Origin of the sequence: Chthoniobacter flavus Ellin428 (assembly GCF_000173075.1) — a bacterium.
Lineage (GTDB): Bacteria > Verrucomicrobiota > Verrucomicrobiia > Chthoniobacterales > Chthoniobacteraceae > Chthoniobacter > Chthoniobacter flavus.
The window spans coordinates 40,108-57,807 of record NZ_ABVL01000034.1 but is presented as its reverse complement, the minus strand read 5'-3'; the positions used below and the strand labels follow the sequence as shown (position 1 = coordinate 57,807).

Annotated in this window: 16 protein-coding genes, 1 tRNA gene and 1 pseudogene; 4 read left to right on the top strand and 14 right to left on the bottom strand. The window is 60.4% G+C overall.

Features of this window, described 5'->3' with window-relative positions; genetic code table 11:
- Window positions 1–465: 465 nt before the first annotated feature.
- The 4 genes from CFE428DRAFT_RS38015 to CFE428DRAFT_RS39325 form a co-directional block, all read right to left on the bottom strand.
- Window positions 466–720: a hypothetical protein gene (locus CFE428DRAFT_RS38015; RefSeq protein WP_131989418.1), complete on the bottom strand. Its 255-nt coding sequence runs from the start codon at window positions 718–720 to the stop codon at window positions 466–468.
- A gap of 65 nt (window positions 721–785) precedes the next feature.
- Window positions 786–944: a hypothetical protein gene (locus CFE428DRAFT_RS38010; protein ID WP_006983440.1), complete on the bottom strand. Its 159-nt coding sequence runs from the start codon at window positions 942–944 to the stop codon at window positions 786–788.
- A 459-nt stretch (window positions 945–1,403) separates the two neighbouring features.
- A complete protein-coding gene (locus tag CFE428DRAFT_RS29770; protein ID WP_006983438.1) occupies window positions 1,404–2,546 on the bottom strand; it encodes an aldo/keto reductase in 1,143 nt (380 codons plus the stop codon).
- 112 nt (window positions 2,547–2,658) lie between these two features.
- Window positions 2,659–2,838 (bottom strand): DUF2167 domain-containing protein, encoded by a 180-nt coding sequence (locus tag CFE428DRAFT_RS39325; protein WP_006983437.1) that lies wholly within the window; start codon window positions 2,836–2,838, stop codon window positions 2,659–2,661.
- Between the two features lie 243 nt (window positions 2,839–3,081).
- Here CFE428DRAFT_RS39325 and pgsA point away from each other — a divergent pair, with 243 nt between their 5' ends.
- Window positions 3,082–3,723 (top strand): CDP-diacylglycerol--glycerol-3-phosphate 3-phosphatidyltransferase, encoded by a 642-nt coding sequence (gene pgsA / locus CFE428DRAFT_RS29760; RefSeq protein WP_006983436.1) that lies wholly within the window; start codon window positions 3,082–3,084, stop codon window positions 3,721–3,723.
- A 49-nt stretch (window positions 3,724–3,772) separates the two neighbouring features.
- Here pgsA and CFE428DRAFT_RS29755 read toward each other — a convergent pair whose 3' ends face one another.
- From CFE428DRAFT_RS29755 to CFE428DRAFT_RS41455, 7 genes and pseudogenes are all read right to left on the bottom strand, one after another.
- A complete protein-coding gene (locus CFE428DRAFT_RS29755; protein ID WP_006983435.1) occupies window positions 3,773–4,084 on the bottom strand; it encodes a polysaccharide biosynthesis/export family protein in 312 nt (103 codons plus the stop codon).
- A gap of 50 nt (window positions 4,085–4,134) precedes the next feature.
- A complete protein-coding gene (locus CFE428DRAFT_RS29750) occupies window positions 4,135–4,761 on the bottom strand; it encodes a polysaccharide biosynthesis/export family protein (RefSeq protein WP_006983434.1) in 627 nt (208 codons plus the stop codon).
- Window positions 4,762–4,770: 9 nt separating this feature from the next.
- A complete protein-coding gene (locus tag CFE428DRAFT_RS29745) occupies window positions 4,771–6,912 on the bottom strand; it encodes a GumC family protein (protein WP_006983433.1) in 2,142 nt (713 codons plus the stop codon).
- Window positions 6,913–7,009: 97 nt separating this feature from the next.
- Window positions 7,010–8,248, bottom strand: coding sequence for an outer membrane beta-barrel protein (locus CFE428DRAFT_RS29740; RefSeq protein WP_131989417.1), 1,239 nt, complete (start codon window positions 8,246–8,248; stop codon window positions 7,010–7,012).
- Window positions 8,249–9,168: 920 nt separating this feature from the next.
- Window positions 9,169–10,317: a sialate O-acetylesterase gene (locus CFE428DRAFT_RS29735; protein WP_157447684.1), complete on the bottom strand. Its 1,149-nt coding sequence runs from the start codon at window positions 10,315–10,317 to the stop codon at window positions 9,169–9,171.
- Window positions 10,318–10,498: 181 nt separating this feature from the next.
- Window positions 10,499–10,723 (bottom strand): annotated as a pseudogene (locus tag CFE428DRAFT_RS39320) (helix-turn-helix domain-containing protein); the annotation flags it as partial.
- Entirely contained in the window at window positions 10,635–11,159 is a 525-nt protein-coding gene (locus CFE428DRAFT_RS41455; protein WP_420196904.1) for a PAS domain-containing protein, read from the bottom strand. The gene CFE428DRAFT_RS41455 and the pseudogene CFE428DRAFT_RS39320, both read right to left, overlap by 89 nt.
- Window positions 11,160–11,391: 232 nt before the next feature.
- On the opposite strand from CFE428DRAFT_RS41455, the gene CFE428DRAFT_RS29725 reads away from it, so the two are divergent.
- Window positions 11,392–13,245, top strand: coding sequence for a beta strand repeat-containing protein (locus tag CFE428DRAFT_RS29725; RefSeq protein WP_006983428.1), 1,854 nt, complete (start codon window positions 11,392–11,394; stop codon window positions 13,243–13,245).
- 304 nt (window positions 13,246–13,549) lie between these two features.
- Here CFE428DRAFT_RS29725 and CFE428DRAFT_RS29720 read toward each other — a convergent pair.
- A tRNA-Gly gene (locus CFE428DRAFT_RS29720) sits at window positions 13,550–13,623 on the bottom strand.
- Window positions 13,624–13,772: 149 nt separating this feature from the next.
- On the opposite strand from CFE428DRAFT_RS29720, the gene CFE428DRAFT_RS29715 reads away from it, so the two are divergent.
- Window positions 13,773–14,396, top strand: coding sequence for a tetratricopeptide repeat protein (locus tag CFE428DRAFT_RS29715; protein ID WP_006983427.1), 624 nt, complete (start codon window positions 13,773–13,775; stop codon window positions 14,394–14,396).
- 452 nt (window positions 14,397–14,848) lie between these two features.
- Here the strand turns inward: CFE428DRAFT_RS29715 and CFE428DRAFT_RS29705 are convergent, their stop codons facing one another.
- Window positions 14,849–16,054 carry a glycosyltransferase family 2 protein gene (locus CFE428DRAFT_RS29705; RefSeq protein WP_006983426.1) on the bottom strand — a complete coding sequence of 402 codons (1,206 nt, stop codon included), beginning with the start codon at window positions 16,052–16,054 and terminating at the stop codon, window positions 14,849–14,851.
- Between the two features lie 24 nt (window positions 16,055–16,078).
- Here CFE428DRAFT_RS29705 and hpnK point away from each other — a divergent pair, with 24 nt between their 5' ends.
- Entirely contained in the window at window positions 16,079–16,894 is an 816-nt protein-coding gene (gene hpnK, locus CFE428DRAFT_RS29700) for a hopanoid biosynthesis-associated protein HpnK (RefSeq protein WP_006983425.1), read from the top strand.
- Here the strand turns inward: hpnK and CFE428DRAFT_RS29695 are convergent.
- Window positions 16,854–17,660, bottom strand: a complete 807-nt coding sequence (locus CFE428DRAFT_RS29695; protein WP_006983424.1) for an MBL fold metallo-hydrolase — start codon at window positions 17,658–17,660, stop codon at window positions 16,854–16,856. The two genes, hpnK and CFE428DRAFT_RS29695, sit on opposite strands and share 41 nt — an antisense overlap.
- Between the last annotated feature and the right edge of the window lie 40 nt (window positions 17,661–17,700).

The following is a 17,700-nucleotide window of genomic DNA, read 5'->3' as shown; positions in this document are numbered from 1 at the left end:
TATAACGCACAATTCAATTTTTGCTTTCTACGCCTCGATTTCTCCTCCAGGAAACCAAACCTTGCGATTCGAATTCCTCGATTCAATCCGAGGCGTCTAGTTGACCGTTCTGAGTCTGCTCTTTCCGCCAACGCTTTCCACCTCAGCTTGCGCTTTGGTTTTCAGCCTCGACGGAGTCGTGTGACAAACTCCAGAATCAAACTTTCAAAGATCATTGGCTTCACAAACATCCGGGCAACAAAAAACTCAATCTCATCGCTCCGACTTTAATGATCACCGTCATCTCGACGTTGACCCTCATTGTCGGGACAAGATTGAGTCTCAATCTGAAGTCCCAGTTGTTTGGAAGATCCACCGCTCCATCTTGAGGAGCAGTCCCGCTTTTCGTATCGGGTTGGCTACTTTAGTTAGTCGCTTCTTTCGGTCAACTCGAAATTTGAAATTTCTTTCAACTTTCTTCGTCGCCTACTCGAAACTTTCGCTTCGGTAACCGTGCCTTTCTCGGCGGGGCGCGCACTCTATCTTTTCGCTTCGTTCGGTCAACCGGATTTTTGAAATTTCTTTCAAACTTTTCTCGGTCACCGCTCGTCGCTTTTCAGCTTCGTGCAGCACCACCTTGTTGGGCGGGGCGCGGAAATTAGCGGGTACCCTATTTCCCTCAAGTACTTTTTCCAAAAAAGTGACGTGAATGACAAAATCGGGCACTGAGACTTCGCGCATTTTCGATTCACGTATCACCCACGAAGCAAGGAAACATCAGGCTTCGCGAGTGATTTCCTCTTTCATCATCGCGCGGATTTCGCGCGCGAATTATTTTTTGAAACCGGCTGCTCGGGCGCGATCGGCACCGGATGCGCGAGGCGATATCGCTTCACAAATTCGCCGCCGACCAGCGCGGAAATGAGCGCGACGACGAGGATGATTTCATGCCGCGTGAGCTTCATCGGAGTTAGACTGTTTTCCGCGGGAAGACGGGCGCGCAGGCCAGCGGTTTCGCCGCGTAAAAATCGAGTCCCATCTCGCTCGTGAGAACATTGCGGGGAAACGTGTTTTCCGGGGGCCTCATGACGCGTCGAGAGTAGATGCTCTTCCGGCCCCCTTGCGAGTTGATTTCGCGGCAGGCCAAGACCGTGAGATTGATTCGTCACCCCCATCGATAGCCATCTTGAACGAAGTCGAAAGATGTCCGTCGCGACCGACGGCGGGAGGCCGCCGCCACAGGTGTGGGCCTCGCTGCCGCGTGATTCTTCTCCTCTCTTCAAAATGAAGAAGGCCGCAGAGGTGCGGGATCGTTGTGATCCTCCTCTGCGGCCCTCTCAAGGGTTCTCTCTGGGCCTCTCCGCCTCTACGCCCTCGGGGTTTAAATCAACCAATCAACGCCGTTTCGCCCAGAGGCGCAGGCGCTAGTTTTGTGCGTGGTGGTAGGCGAGCGCGGTAACGGGGTCGATGTGCCAGCGCTGGGCGACCTGGTTGAGGTCGTTGCTGAGGCTCCAGCGGTCAGGGAGCGGTTCGCCGGTGTGGCGCGGGTTGCCGCCCTTGAGGTCCATGCAGCCGGTGTTATCGCCGATGCTGCGGATCTCCTCGATTTCATCGGCGCTGAGCGTGACCTCAGGGAGCGCGGCGAGTTCATCGATCTTCTCCTCGTAGCGTTTCGCGTCGGTGCCGACTTCCTGGATCAAGGTGGGAATGACGCTCTTCACGGGCTTGTGGCCGAGGTTCCAGAGGCACGCCAACTGGAGCGCGGTGAGGCCGTGTTTCTCGGCGATGGGGCGCATGGCATCGAGCTTCTTGTTGCCCGCTTCGACCCAACCGGGCGGACGGAAGCCGCGGTGATCGCGCTCGCCGAATTTGTGCCCGGGCTTCACGTCATCGTGGAAGATGCCGCCGTGATCGACGACACGGGTAATGAGCTTGATGTCGTGTTGCTCGGCCGCGGGCAGGCAGATGGAGCCGGGCCACGGTTCCATGGGACTGAGGATGATCATCGCCCAATCGAGCAGCGGGCCGAAGCGTTCGAAATTCAGGATGAGATCGAGGGAGAATCCGTTGGCCGGCCCAGGAGCGACGCCGAGCATTTCGGTGAGGCCGGCTTCCTGGACTTTCTCCATGGCCTTCCACACAGCGTCGCTGGTGTAGCCGATGGAATCGGGGTTATGCAGCATGAGACAATCGAGGTGGTCGGTCTGGCAGCGAGCGAGCACTTTTTCGGTGGCCATGCGGACGTAATCGGCGTAGTCGCGCGGACCGCGGAGCTGCGGATGAGTGAAGCGCGGGTAGCCCTTCGAGCCATCGCGCTGGCCGCTGTAGAAGTCGTGGCCGATCATGCCGACGAGGGCGTAGGTGTCGCGCGGCACGCCGGCCAGAGCGCGGGCGAGCATTTCATCGGCGCCACCGTTGGAATAGACGTCGGCGGTCATGAAAGTGCGGATGCCTTTGTCGTAGGCGTGGCGAATGGCGGAGAGAAAACGTTCCTCGGGGAGCGGTTCGCCAAAGTGCATGAAGCGGCCGCCAGACCAGGTTCCGTAAGCAGTGCGTGTGAGATCCATAGGGTATTGAAATCGGGGATTTAAAGAATTGGGGTAATACTTCTAATCCTCGAAAGCGGCGGGGAAAACACGGATTTTGCGCGAGGCTGACCGAAAATTGCGGTGAAATGAATCAGGCGAACAGGAGCCGATCACCGTGACGGCCGAGCATGCGGATGTTGTAGTTCAGCGTGGTCTCCGGACTATTGGCGAAGCGGATTTCCCTGGCCCAATACATCTTGTGCGACTGCGCGTCGTAGCGGGGCGGGGTTTCCCAGCCGACAAGTTCGATCGCCGGGTAGCCTTTTTTCAAATACTCGGGAAAAAGAGCGGCGACGTTTAAAGCGCAGGCGCGCTGCGGAGCACAGCAAAATCGACACTCCCGATGGCGCTTTTCCCCGCACCCTTCGGTGTTTCTCCCAACTTTTGCGATTTAGGATTTGAGCCGGGCGGGCGCGTGCCCGCAAAGTGCGGCGCTGCGCATGCTTTTTTCCACCACGACTGACGACCAGTTGCGATGTTCATTGGGCGGGCACGCCACCGCGTCCCGTATCGAATGAACCTGCCCAATCGTCTTACCGTCGCCCGGCTCTACATCACCGCGGGATTTGTCGCGTCGATGACGCTGGCCTGGAATTGGAAATCACCAGGCGGGCCGGACTGGAGGCCCTTTGGCTTGTGGACCTGGAGTTGGAGCTGGGGGTACACCGCCGGTCTCATTTTTTTTGTCGCGGCCTCGATCACCGATTATTTCGACGGCTCCATCGCGCGGCGGCGCAATCTGGTGACGGATTTCGGCAAGCTGATGGATCCCGTCGCGGACAAGGTGCTGATGGCAGCGGCGTTCATTTGCTTGATTCCCGAGCACGCGATTCCGGCGTGGGCGGCCATTGTCATCATCAGTCGTGAATTCCTCATCACCGGCCTGCGCCTGCTCGCCTTGAGCAAGGGCATCATCCTGCCGGCGGACAAGATGGGGAAACACAAGACGGTGTGGCAGATGGTGACGGTGATCTATTTTCTGCTGCTGCTCTCGCTGTCGGAATTCGAACGCGCGGGCTTCATCAGCGGGCTCTTCTGGTGGTTCCACGCGTGGCGTTACGGCGGGGCGGTGCTCATCGCCGCGGCACTGATCCTGACGCTTTATTCGGCTTTCGGTTATGTGTGGAAGAACCGGGAGCTGTTTGCCGCGGCGTAGACCGATGGCGGAAATCGGAACTACCTCGAGCCGGGCAAATATCCAATCATTACGGAACGATCACCTGATCGCCCGGCCGCAGCTTCGGATCTTTTGACGGATCCTTCTGCAGTTCGGCGAGGTTATAGATTCCAATCACCCTGCCGTCTCGCAAAAGACGTATCCCACGCCCCCTGCTGAACGGACCAGCGCCGCTGCAATTTCCAATCGCCAAAGCCAGCGTGAGGTCAGGGCTCCAGTTGAGCCGTTGCGGCCAGAAAACGTCACCGCTGACCTCCACTTTGGGTTTATCGTCTTTGACCTGGGCCGCCAGCGGACAAACGCCCACCAACAGAACAGCTAAAAGGGCGATCAAACGCATGGATAACGGCGCCGCGATGTGGACGGCCGGAATCTTGATTCCTCTGCCGCTTACTCGCGCACGACGACCTGGTCGCCGGGCAGCAGCTTCGGATCTTTTGACGGATCCTTCTGCAGTTCGGTGAGGTTGAACATCCCGAAGATCTTGCCTTCGCGAATAATGCGAATGCCCTTCGGGCTGCCAAAGTCACTGAGGCCGGCGCAGTTGCCAATGGCAGAGGAAAGCGTGAGGTCGTTGCTCCACGACAGCCGCTGCGGTTGCCGCACGCCGCCGCTGATGGAGACGTAGCGCGTAGCTTGCGCGATATTGATCAGCACCGTGGGATGGGTGAAAATCTTGTCATTCACGAGCTTCGATTCCACCTGGCGCTCCAGTTGGGAGGCAGTCAATCCCGCCGCGCGCATCTCACCGATGAGCGGGACGCTCACAGTGCCTTCCGAACCGACGCTGTACTGCAGATTGAAATCGCCGGCATACTCCGCGGGCATGCCGCTGAGCCGCATTTCGAAAACATCTCCCGGACGCAAGGTGGCGATCGTGCCATTGTTCACCGGCATCGCCAGGGGAGCGGCCGCAGTCGGCTGCACTGGAACGGCGCGCGGCACGGAAAGCCGTTGAGCATGAAGGGCAGGCGCGGCCGTGAGGAGGACGAGGAAGAGAGAAAGCGAGTGGCGCATGGCGAGAAATCAGTAATCTTCGCGGTGGGTATCGCGCGGGCGCGCGAGCTGAGGCGCGGGAGCCTCGATTTTCGGAGTGCCGCGACGCGGGCCGTAGTACTCGTTGTAGTTGTAGTAGTAGGAGTAGCCGTCGTCGTGCTTGGCATCGACGTTGTTGAGGACGACGCCGATCAGGCGACCGCCCACATTGAGCACAGCCTGTTTCACACGCTGGAGCATGACGCGCGGGAAGCGGCGGTGCTGCACGACCATGATGGTGACGTCCACTTCGCTGGCCAGTACGGAGCCATCGCTCACGCCGAGGATCGGCGGCGAGTCGAAGAAGACGAGGTCGTATTGCGACTTCACCTTGGCGATGAGGTCGGTCATGCGCTGCGAGTTGAGGATGCCCACGGAATCGCCTGGGAGCAGGCCGCTGGGGATAAACGACAGATTGTCGATCTTCGTGGTCTTGATGATTTCATCGATCTCCGCGCGTCCGAGCAGGTAGTCGGTGAGGCCGAAGGAGTTGTCGACGTCGAAGAAATGATGCTGTGAAGCGCGGCGCAAATCGGCGTCCACCACGAGCACGTTGTAGCCACCCTTGGCGCAGGTGTAGGCGAGGTTGTTCAGGGTGGTTGACTTGCCTTCGCCGGGGCCGCCGCTGATCAGAGTGAAGGTATTGGCGTCGCGGTACGGCTTGTTGAATTCCACCGCCGCCCGGAGGATGCGGTAGGCTTCGGCGTCCGAGGTGTCGCCCGCGTTCTTCATGAGGATCGAGACGTTGTTCGGGATCACCGCCAGCACCGGGATCTGGAGGTAGCGCTCCACGTCATCCAGCGTCTTCACGCTGGTGTCGAGGTAGTCGATGAAGAAGGCGAGACCCACGCCGAGGACGAGCCCGATGATCGCGGCCATGCCCATGTAGGCAGGCACATTGGGCTCCGAGGGATACTCGGCTTTTTCCGCTTTTTCCCAGATCTTCGCGGAATCACCCTTCACCGAATTGTTCATCTTCTGGGTGACGTAGGAAAGCTCGACGGATTCGTAGAGCTTGCGGGCCTGAATGTATTTGTTCTTGGCGTCGACATACTCGACCAAGCTGGCCTTTTCCTTGATGTCGTCCGTGCGGGAGGCCTTCGACATCTCCTGCAAACCACTCAGTTTATCCTTCTCGAGCCGGAGACGGTTGGCTTGAGTGATCTTGATCGTGTTGAGCTGGTCGCCGAGAATTTTCTGGTAGGTCGCCATCTGGGCGTCCAGAGCCTTGATGCGCGGGTGGTTCACCCCGAGGCCGAGATTGGTGAGGCGCGCATGCTCTGCTGCGGCGTCCTGCAGCAAAGGAAGATTACGGGAGACTGTCGTGTCATCGATACCGAGCGTTTTGAGCGCATCCTGCAGTTGCTCGGGGCTCAAGCTGTTGATCATTTCCAGTTGCCGCTCCAACTCCACCACTTTGATCTGTTGTTCGTTCACTTGTTGCTGGCGCTGCAGCACGTTGCCACCCTCTCCGCCGCTGATGACGGAGTTTTCCTTATCTGGATCGGAATCCACGATCCCTTCCCGGGCGCGGATTTGCATGGCGACGGCCGAGGTGTCCTCCATCTCCTTGCGCCTTCTGTCGACTTCGTCTTTCAACTGCTCCAATCCACGAGCGACGTTTTTGTCCAATTCATGCTGGCGCTCTTCCTGGTAAACGACCGCGATCGCGTTGGCGATATTGGCCGCACGCTGTGCGTCGGTATCCTTGGCGCCCACCTCGATGAGGCCGGTGTTACGCACTTCGTTCAGCTTCATCGAGTTGCGCAACTGGATGTAAACCTGTTGCAACGGCAGACGCTGTCCCGGCGGCGAAAACTCCTTGATTAGATCCAGACGTTCAATGACGGGATAGAGGATCTCGGTCTTCTGCAGGATCTGGAATTGCGTGGCAACGAACTGCGGATCGTAGGTTTGGCGGAACTGGCCCGGCCCGAAGGTCTGCACCAGATCGGATTTATCCTGTTTCACCTCCATGGTGACCTTGGAATAATACTTCTTCGGCAGGAAGTAGGTGGTGACGCCCGCCGTGACCATCACGAGGAAGAACGTCAACAGGATGAGACCCATCCGCAGGCGAATAATTCTCCAGTAATCGAGAAAGTGCAGTTTGACTTCGTTGGAGTCGTTCATAGACGGGTAGTGACGGGGGAGGTGAAATTATTACTAGCTCAGTACGGCGATTGCGCAACCGTACAAACACGAAACATCTTTTTCATCTGTTTGAATGTTAAAATTGGTAGGCAGCGCCGAGGAAAATGCGCTGCCGGTCGTAATTGAGAGCGGCATCGTCGCTGACTACCATCGTATAGGAATACGTCAGGTTCAGCGACCAATGGCGGTCGAGCGTATAGTAAAAGCCGAGAGAGGCATCGATCGTATCCTGGGTGAGGTTCGAGTTGGCAGTCGAGGCAACGCCGGTTTCGGGAGAGACCGCGGTGGTGGTAGTGGTAGTCGCTCCACTGGACACCGTCTGCAATTCGCTGCGCAGATAGTTGACGTTCAGAACCGCCTGAAGTCGAGGGGTGAAAATCTGTGTCACCTGCAGTCCCGTGCGCGCGACCAGGTTGCGGGAGTTCGCCACGCCGGCTTCCTCGTAACCGTATCGCGCATTCCAAGCGATACCGGTCTGCGGCAGGAGGCGGTAATTCAAGCTCACCTCGAGGTAGGGCGACGAGCTGTTCCCGCCCCCTTCGGTGAAGTCCTGCACTACCTCGCCGAACCGGAGAGTCGTGCTGAACCGCCGGCTCAGCGACAGGTCACCACCCACCAGCAAATAGTACGAACGTGTATCCAGGGAGGAATTGTTTGTGTGAAGATCGGAACTGTAACGCATCTCGCCAACCAGAGTGAGTCGCGGGGAGAAAAGATAACGCAACTCCGTCCCAAAAGTAGTCGTCCCGTAGTTGTCGGCACCCTGTGACTGCTGCTCGTACCAGACGGAATTATAACTGACACTGGTCACCGCGGTAAATCGCGGTGTGAGACGATACGAAAGGTCCGCCTTCAGGTTGGAGCTCAGGTAGCTGCCGACGTTGGAACTGGTCGGTTGGTTGATCTGCGAAAAATCCGGCTGCGATTGATAAGACGCATCCGCCGAGAAGGTGAACTGTGCCCGTCCGGTCAGCTTTCGCAGGTAAACCATCGACAACACGCCCGTGTAGTCCTCTTTCTTGCCCGGTCGATTCCAGTAGTAGTCCACGCCAGCGCCCAGATCGAAGGTAAACAGCGTGCGGCGATTGGCAAACTGGACATCCCACTTCGCATCCGTGCGGGTGATCCAACTGCCGATCCGTTCCGCCGCGGGAACACCAGGAATGGTCACTGTCCGAAATTTAGGCGCCGTGGCTGGAACCTGTACCGTCTGCACGGAATCGGGAATGCTGGGGTCGCCGGAAGGTACCACGACCTGCACTGAGCCCGCAGGCGTTCCCGGCGTTTCCACTACCTGCACTTTTTGGGAAGGCACACCCTGAGGATGCGATGGCGTCTGGAAAACGTTGTCGTCGTATCCTACCGCGATGTTCCCGGAAAAGCGGAATTTGGGGCGGGCCAACCGGCCCTCACCGACGGTAAAACTTTGCGGTCCCCGCCCATAAAAGCCCGGCACCGTGAAAGAAGCAGGAGCCTGCTGCAGTTGCGAGGCACCGCCCGGCTTTTCCGCGTTGCCGAAAGCCGAGGCACTGCCTCCAGCCGTAGTGTTGTCGGGCGTCGGCTGGCCGTTGGCCGTCCCGGGTGCGCTGGGATTCTGTGTCCCTTGGTTTTGTCCTCCTTGGCCTTGCGGACTCTGCGTCCCATTAGGAAGAGTTCCCTGACTCGGGGCATTCGGATTGGCACCCGTCGATGGCGCGGCGGGCGCCGCTCCGAAAGCGGAACTGGCCCCGCCCGCTCCAGATCCTGCAGCCGGAGTTCCCGCCGCTGGCGATCCTGCTGGCGCCCCGGCCGCTGGCGCTCCGGCGGCCGAACCACCGGCAGCCGATCCTGCGGATCCAGCCCCGGTATTATCCTGCGCCGAAACCAATCTGGGCAAAAGACAACCGGCCACGAAGAGTGGGAGCCAGGACCGGTGAAATATCATGCTTGGAATAGGGGCGTAAGGGGGTGTCACCGCACGCAGGCGCGCGGAGCGTGCTGCCATTAACCGAGGGAATGAAGGTACGCAACAGATTAATAATAACCCTCATCATCTCTCTGTAGCCGTCACCAAAAAGTAACAGGCCTTCAGAGAACGGGATTTGTGCTTTTCCACTCAGTTTCCCAAGGATGAAGCACCTCGCTTTGCCGGCAGAGTTTGTGCCAGGATGACCCGCCGCGCCTTTCGCCAGAAATCCGTATTTCCGCGCAAGGAACGTCCATTTTACCATTCCCCCGAGAGATCCGACCTCGCGCCTAGCGAACCGCCCGGGTCTTCAATTGCTCCTCCAGCCACGGCGCCAGTTTTTCCACCCATCGCGCTGCATGTTCGCGTAATCCCGCTCCCGTGAAGTGCACACCCTGCCCATTCTTCTCGCGATACGCGCTTTTGAGCGCGTCCGTATCGGGACCTTCCAGCGCCACGCCATCCTGCCAGAGTGAAGCCTGCGCGGCGCGCAGATCCGGCGAGCCTTCATCCGCCGGTGTGTGATAACTCGCCTGCGCCACGAACCATGGCGCATCCCAACCCACCTCCCGGCGCGACTCGCGGATGATCTTTTCCAGATATTCGCGATAAAGCTTCCCCGGCAGCGTGCGCGAGGTGTCCTGTTGATTCGCATCGCTCTCGCCCTGATGCCACAGCACCGCGCGGAAACCATGCGGGCCCACGGCCTTCATCGACGCGAGTAGCTTCGCATAAAGCTGCCCCTTGCTTTCCCATGTGCCACCGGCCAATCGCACCACCCGCGACTCCACTGTCGGCGGATTCGGAAACACCACCCCCTGCGGCAGCCATTCCCGCACGCTCGTGCCACCGACACCGCACGCCACGAACCCGATCGGCACATGAAACCGTTCCTCAAGTGCATCTCCCAGCGGCGGCATAAAGCTGCCCCGAGATCCCGCCGCCCCGGGTTGCGGATCATTCGCCAACTGCCAGCCACGCCCATCGAGCGCCGTCACGCGCCCCGTCTGCGTCGTCTGCTTTTCCTCGCCGTAGTTCGCGGAATTCGACTGCCCCGCAACCACGAATACCTCCCCCACTCCCACGTGCTCCACGCTCCGCTCCGCCACCACTTGCCCCTCGCGCATCGCCCGCACATCCACTCGATACCATCCACCTGCCGGTGCCTCCATCTTCGTCGTAAAGCGCCCGCCATTCCAATGGACCTCGAGCGGATGCCACTCTCCTTCCCGCTCACCGCGCCATCGCGCCTCCACGGCTACATCACGCTCGCCCCCGCCTCCCATCTCGCCGGCGATCGCAATGCTGCCTTTCTCCGCAGAAAATCGTTGCACGACTTCGTAGTCACCAGGCAAAGCGAGCGTCATTTCGTCCGCTGAAAGCTCGCGCAAAGGCACCAGCAGCGCCGCCAAACCCGTCAGCCATTGGGAAAATTTCATCGCCATTGCTATTGATTCGATCGATCGCCTGGCCGCGTCTCACGAACAGAAGACGGGGAGAAGGCCAGGAGACATCATCATAACCATCTCGTCCTCCGAAGGAAGCGTAGGCCACAGAAATCCAAACACGCCCAGCGAGAACTCCTTGGAAAGCGGGCCGAAAAGTCCCCGCGAAGATCTCTCACAAGCCGGGCGACTGATGCTCGCGCCGGTAACGCGAGGGGCTGATGCCCGTGACGGCGTGAAAGGAACGCGTGAAGTGGGCGTGATCGTAGAAGCCGCATTCGACGGCCACGGCCGCGATCGTCTTGTCGGTATCAGCGAGCTTTCGAGACGCCGCTTCGACGCGCACGCGCAGGAGATATTGCCGCGGGCTGGCTCCAAACGCTTTCCGAAAGGTGCGCTCGAATTGACTGGGAGAAAGGCCGGCGAGCTGGGCGAGCTGCCCCGGTGGTCAAAGGGCTGGCGTAATCGTTCGTGCCAAGCGTCTCAACGGCCGCGAGCGAGTTGTTTTGTCGCCGGCGGGAGCGACGCGCACTTGCTCCACGCGCCCGGGAAAAACCGGCGACCCCCACAACGCGGCCCTGCCCGTCACGCAGCGGGATTTTATTGGTGATGACGAGATGCGGCGACCCTTCCCTTTCCGGCGCGGGTTCCACGCGGTTGAGAATCGACCGTCCGGTCTTCATCACCACACGGTCGTCAGCCATGTATTCGGCGGCCCGCGTTTGCGGGAAAAAATCGCAGTCGGTCTTGCCAAGGGCCTCGCGCTCCGATTTCACGCCGCAGTAGTCGCAGCCCTGGCGATTGAGAGCAACGAAGCGGCCTTCCCGGTCCTTCATAAAGAAAGAGACATCGGGCAGCAGATCGAAAAGCCGGAGTAACTGCTCCGGAGAGCCGATCCGACGCAGGAATTTCCGGTGTAAATTCAGCGCATTCATGCGGGGATTCTACAAATCTTCGCCGCCCACATACAAGAAAGCACCGCCAGGGATGGCGTATTATTACGCCGTGGCTCACCACGGCCGCGATCCGGAGAACAATCTTGTCACATAAGCATCGAGCCCCCCCAGCATGAAAAAGTACCAGCCCTCCCCCCTGTCGCTGCTGCTCGCAGCTCTCCTGGTCTCCACATTCTCGGCCCGAGCGACCACGCTCGTTTGGGATTCGTCCGCTTCCGCGGGAATTCAGGCCGGCAATGGCACGTGGGATTTCAGCACCACGCCGGATTGGACAATCGATGGCGGGGCGACGCGCCTCAATTGGACCAGCAATAGTGACCTGGCGAATTTTCAGCTTCAAGGCACGGCTGGCACCGTCACCATCGGAGCCACGCAGGTCGGGGCGGGTGGCCTCACGTTTTCGGGATCGGTCGGTTCGGCGAGCAACGTATGGACGATGGGCGCATCCGCCGGCACCAACTCCATTCAAGTCGGCACGGGTGGCATCGTGGATCAAATCAGCGACGGCTTCCTCTCTTTCAACGCTCCGCTGGTCCTCACTGCCTCCCAAACCTGGACCGCCACCCGGCCCACAACGAACGGCTCAGCCGCCAGCATCCGAGCCATCAGCGCGATTTCCACCCTCTCTGGTCAGACGAATCTGACCTTCGATGGCCGCGGCCTATCCTCGCCAGTCAAGACCGGCAATTCCGATTCCCGGATCGTCTTCGAGTTGGACGGCCCCGATACCTACACCGGCACGACGACCGTCACCGGCGGTGCCGTGCTCCGCCTGAGTTACCTCACCGACACCACCAGCAAACTGGATGACAACAGCGCCTTGATCCTCGCGGGAGGATCGATCGTGCTCAATGGCGGAAGCAGCGTCACCGAAGTCGTTGCCTCCACCACCATCGATTCCGGCGCGAATACCCTCTTTGCCGGCCCCAACGGCGGCGGCACCACCACCAACAGCATCTCGCTCGGTGCGCTCACCCACAACCTCTCCGGCACCCTCGATGTCACCATCGCCGTCGGTGGTCTGGCCAAGACAACCACGACTAACACCAACGGCATCATCGGCGGTTGGGCGACTGCCGGGGGAAATCGCTTTGCCGCCGTCAGCAGCGGAGTGATCGGTAACACCTCGGGCTCGACTAACAATAACTATTCCACCTGGGTGGCCACGACGAACACCGTGATCAACACCGCCGTCAGCGGCAGCGGCAACAAGACCGTCAACACCCTCCGCGTAGCCAGCGGCGGCAGCCTGAACCTCTCCTCCGGCACTGCCACCATCGCGACGGGCGGCGTCATCGGCGATTCGGGCACTTCCATCGATGGCGGCGACCTCACTTCGGGCACCACCGCCTTGTACGTCCACACTCCCAGCGCGCTCACCATTTCCTCCGCCATTGTGGACAACGGCGTCAACTCGGTCGCCCTGGTCAAAGACGGCAGCAACACACTCACCCTCTCCGGCAACAATACCTACACCGGCCCGACCGTAGTGAATTCCGGCATCCTGGCGTTTTCGCTTTCCGGCTCCTTGGCCAATGGCGACGTCACCGTCTTGGGCGGGGCCACTTTCACCATGGCTTCGACGAACTCCATCAAGTTCAACATCAACGGCGCTGATCCCGGGACCTATGACGTCTTCACCCAAAATCCCGGCGCTTCCTTTACCCTCGGCGGCACCCTCAATCTCAACTTCACCAGCACCTTCGCGAATAACTCGAGCTGGGACCTCTTCAGTTTGAATGGCGGCACTGCCGCCGGCTTCAATACCATCAACCTAACCGGTTCCTACAACGGCACCCTCACGGACGACGCCGGCCTCTGGACCGGCTCCGTCGGTGCCCAATCCTTCAGCTTCGACGAACCCACCGGCATCCTTCAGGTAATCCCCGAACCCAACACCGGGGCAATATTGCTCTGCGCCACCGGCCTGCTATTTTCCTTCCGCCGCCGCCGCACCCCGAAGTAGCAATCCGAACACCCGTCCGCGCCCATCCTGCGTGAGCCCTTCGTCTCTCCCGGTCGTAGATGTCGTAGGCGCCGATGATCTGACATCTATGACCATCTCCGCTGGAGGTGTTTCGCGGACGCTTACCGCGCAGTCCCAAGAGCGCAGCTCATTTAACACGGAGGACACAGAGCATTTGAGGGATGCCACGACAACTCAGAACATCGCGGAACATCTTTGAAATCGGCGGGAGAGTTCTGCCTTTTGTTCTGAAAACCGCGTTCCCGAACCACACGCGCGCCGTAAGCTCCTCAGCACCGAGCTTTGGAGCGGGTAGCGGGAATCGAACCCGCATGGCCAGTTTGGAAGACTGGAACTTTACCATTAAGCTATACCCGCGAAGATGGCGGGAGAATCTGTCGCGGTGGGCGCGGTTGACAAGCGCTTTTTCAAACGATTCGCACATCCGGGCGGGAACAGGGGTGCGTTGATAGCTTGTCAGGGCAGGGTATTGCGCCTACGCTACCTGCCCGGCCCCCCCGAACTCTATGCGCGCACTCCCCCGCCTGCTTCTGTTTCTCGGTCTCGCCTACCTCGCTTTCGTGCTTTTCCACGAGGCCCGGCTGGCCAAGGCCAACCCCGATATCGATCCCAGCAAGGTGGTGCTGCTTTTCGCCGGGTTCATCCTCATCGGCGGCTCGGCGGCAATCATCGTAGTGGTCATGGTCATGCCGCGGATCGGCGATGCCGTGGGCAACTTCTTCTTTCAGCCCAACCAGGAAATCGAAAAGGATCCGCACTCTTCCGCCCAGGCCGCGCTGGCCCGCGGCGATTACGCGACGGCCGTCGAGGAGTATCGGCAGATGCTGCAAAACGATCCAAACGACACGCTCTCCTACAGCGAGATCGCCAAGATTTCCTGCGAGCATCTGGACGACGTGGCCGGCGCCCAGAGCATGCTGGAGGAGGCGCTGCAGCGCGAATGGACTCCCGATGACGCGGCCTTCCTCAGCGCCCGACTCGTCGATGTGTACTGGAAATTCCAGCACGACGCGCGCAGTGCCCGCGCGTTGCTCATGCAGATCGTCGAAAGCATGCCCGGCACGCGCCACGCGGCCAACGCCGAGCATCGGCTCAAGGAAATCGAACATCAGCTCGCGCTGGAAGGGTGACGGAAGTCCTTTGGACCAACATCCAACATCCAACAGGCAGAAGCGACGCCGCATCACGCTTGCGTCATTGGGTGTTGGATGTTGAGCGTTGGATGTTGGATGTTCTGCCTTTCCTCTCCTCCTTCGTCATCGCAATTTCACATTCCGTGAATTGATCTCCACGGCGGGAGCGCGAATGTCTGCGGCCTCATTCACGCTCATCATGATTCGCCATTCCACCTCGTTTTATTGCAGGCGGTGCGGGCAGACACGCCGGTTCACCAGACGCGGCATCGATCATCGTAAACATCGGCTCGCCACGATGCTGACCTTCGGGCTTTGGGGATTCGTTTGGCTCTTTCTTCATCAACGCGACCAGCGGCGCTCGTGGCGTTGCAGCATCTGCCGCGGGCGGCAACGCTCGGGGCAGGAATCGGCCGACGTGGAAGAGACATCCGAGGCCCCCGAGCCGGCTACGATGCCGATTCCGGTCGCGCCGCGTCGCTGATCGCCGGCGAAAGCGTGCCGCGCAAGCCGACTCGCCACCAGCGTCCGCTCCACCAGACGCGGCGGGTGAACCAACTCAGCAGCCAGCACGCAGCTTCCACCACGCTGGCGATGCTCAGAACCACAGGCATCGCCGGCACGGAAAATTGCAGCAGCCGGGCGGCGCGATGGACGATCCATCCGCGCATGACGATGGCCACCACAGCCGCAGCCAGAATCCAGCGCTCCGGCATCCATCGCCCGGTCATCCATTCCTCGGTCGAAACCATCAGCACGCACGCCACGCTCCACACCGGGCCGAACGTCAGCAGCATCCCCGCGAACCCCGCCGGATTCGCCGCGCGATACGTCACCGCTACGCGACGCTGATGCCGCCAGTAGTCGCGCCACGACAGCGTATCGCAATCGAGCGTGGACACCTGGCGGCTGAGGCGGACGCGTTGCCCATTTCGCACCAGCGCCTCGCCCAAACGCTGGTCTTCCGCCAGTTCATTGCCGAAAGCCGACCAGCCGCCGATCGCCTGCAGAGCCGCTCGCTGAAATAGCGTGCAGGCGCCCAGCGTGAAATTCACCTGCCCATAGCGGCGCACGAGCGAAATACCCGGCCAGAGTCCGAGCAACACTCCCAGGGCATCGCAGCGCTGCGGCCAGGATTGGGAGTTCACAAACCGATACGCCGTGGTCAGCGCGGCGACCTTCTCCACCTGCCATTCGGCGCGCAGCGCTCCAAGAAATTCGCGCGACAAAATCATCTCACTGTCACTCAACAACCACGACGCGTGGCGGGCCAGCGGCGCCATCTGCACGAGCTTGGAGATCTTGGGATTCATCGCGCGCCCGGGCTGGCACCGCACTACGACGATGTCCCGCTTCGGAAAAGCACGGCGCACCTCCTGGCCGATCGTTTCTTCCTCGGATTCAGGATCGACGCCGAGCAATACCTGATCCTCCACCAAGCTCGACTGCACCAGCATCTCCAGCTTCTCACGCAAGCGCGGCACTCCGCGCTTCAACGGACGGAAAAACGTGACCGGTTCCGGCGGAATCTCACCCGCCGCGACCGGCTCACTCATCCATCGCGCCAGGGCGCCATCCACGAGCACATCATAGATCGCACTCGTCAACGGCACCACGAGCAACCACGCGTGCCAGCCGGGTTCCGGCACGCTCATGGCTTGTGCAATGCTGGGAAGAAAGTGCAAATCGTCATCGCGACACCGGAGCTTGCCCGGGCCACGCACAAATTGAAACAACTCATCGTCACCGGCGACGACTTCGGCCGCAGCCACGAAGTCAACGAAGCTATCGAGCGCTGCCATGAAGCGGGCTTTCTTACCCAGGCCGGCCTCATGGTTCACGAGTCGCACGCGGAGGAAGCAGTGCGCATCGCGCAACGTCATCCGGCGCTGTGCGTCGGCTTGCACCTCACGCTCTGCGATGGACGCGCCTCCGCCATCTCGGCGATTACGGATGCCGCCGGTCGATTCGTCACGTCACCCGCGCGAGCCGGGCTACGCTACGCTTTTCGTTCCTCGCTCGCCGAGTCGCTGCAGTGCGAGATTCGCGCGCAGTTCGAGCGCTTTCGCGCGTTCGGTCTCGCGCCGACTTACTGGGATGGTCATACCCATTTGCATCTGCATCCCACGGTGCTGCGGCTCACCTTGCCCATCGCGCTGGAGTACGGTTTTCGCGCCACGCGACTCGTCCGCGAATACCCACCGTCGTCGAGTTTGCTGCCGGCCATCTTTCGCCAATTGAGCCGCGCCGCTCAGCCCGGACTCCAGCGTCACGGCATCGCCTTCAACGATCGCATCTTCGGCTTGCGGGACACCGGGAAAATGACGACGCAGATTCTGACCTCGTCTCTCGAGTGTCTCCCCGACGGTCTGACGGAAATTTATTTTCACCCCGGCGCGGAACCCGAGGAAATCGACGGCGGTAAACTCCGCTCCCTCGCCACGGACTACGGGATTACGCTGCGCACATCCCTGCCACCGCCATCCGCGCACTGATCTCGCGCTGCGCCGCACAGATCACTTCGACCGCGTTGCCACCCGCCGCATCGAGCCGTTCGCGGACCGTGCCCACAGCCAGTTCCGGGCTGTTGCAATCCCGGCTCAAGTGCCCGAGCACCGCCCGGCGCAACCGGCCACCGGCCAGCAATTCCGCGACCACTTCCGCCGCCGCCGCATTCGAGAGATGCCCGTGGCGCGACATGATCCGCTGCTTCACACTCCACGGCCGCTTGGTGTCGTTCTGCAGCAGTTTCTCATCGTGATTCGTCTCGATGAGGAGCGTCTGTGCCGCGCGCACGCGCTCCTGCACGAGTTTCGTCGCCACGCCGAGATCCGTGAGCACGCCCAGCGCTTCGTTACCATGATGCAAGACAAACCCCACCGGTTCGACCGCATCGTGGGGCACGGGAAAGGTTTCCACCGTGATGTCCTTGATCGAAAACGCGCTGCCCGTGACGAAAAGCTTCCAATCCTTGCGCGACTGCGGGGAAGACTCGCGCTGCAACACCTCGGCAGTGAGCCGGTTGCAATAGATCGGCGTGGCGAATTGTTTGCACCACACCTCCAGCGCCCCGGAATGGTCGCCGTGCTCGTGCGTGAGCAAAACGCCATCGATCTCCACCGGGTTCACCCCACACTTGGCGAGTCGCAGGACGATCTGCCGCGCGCTCAGACCGCCATCGACCAGCAGCCGCGCCTGGGGTGTTTCCACCAGGGCGCAATTGCCCGCGCTGCCGCTGCCAAGGATCGTGACGGAAAACATTTTCTCCGATTAAACGCCAACGCGTACGCAGCGGCAAATG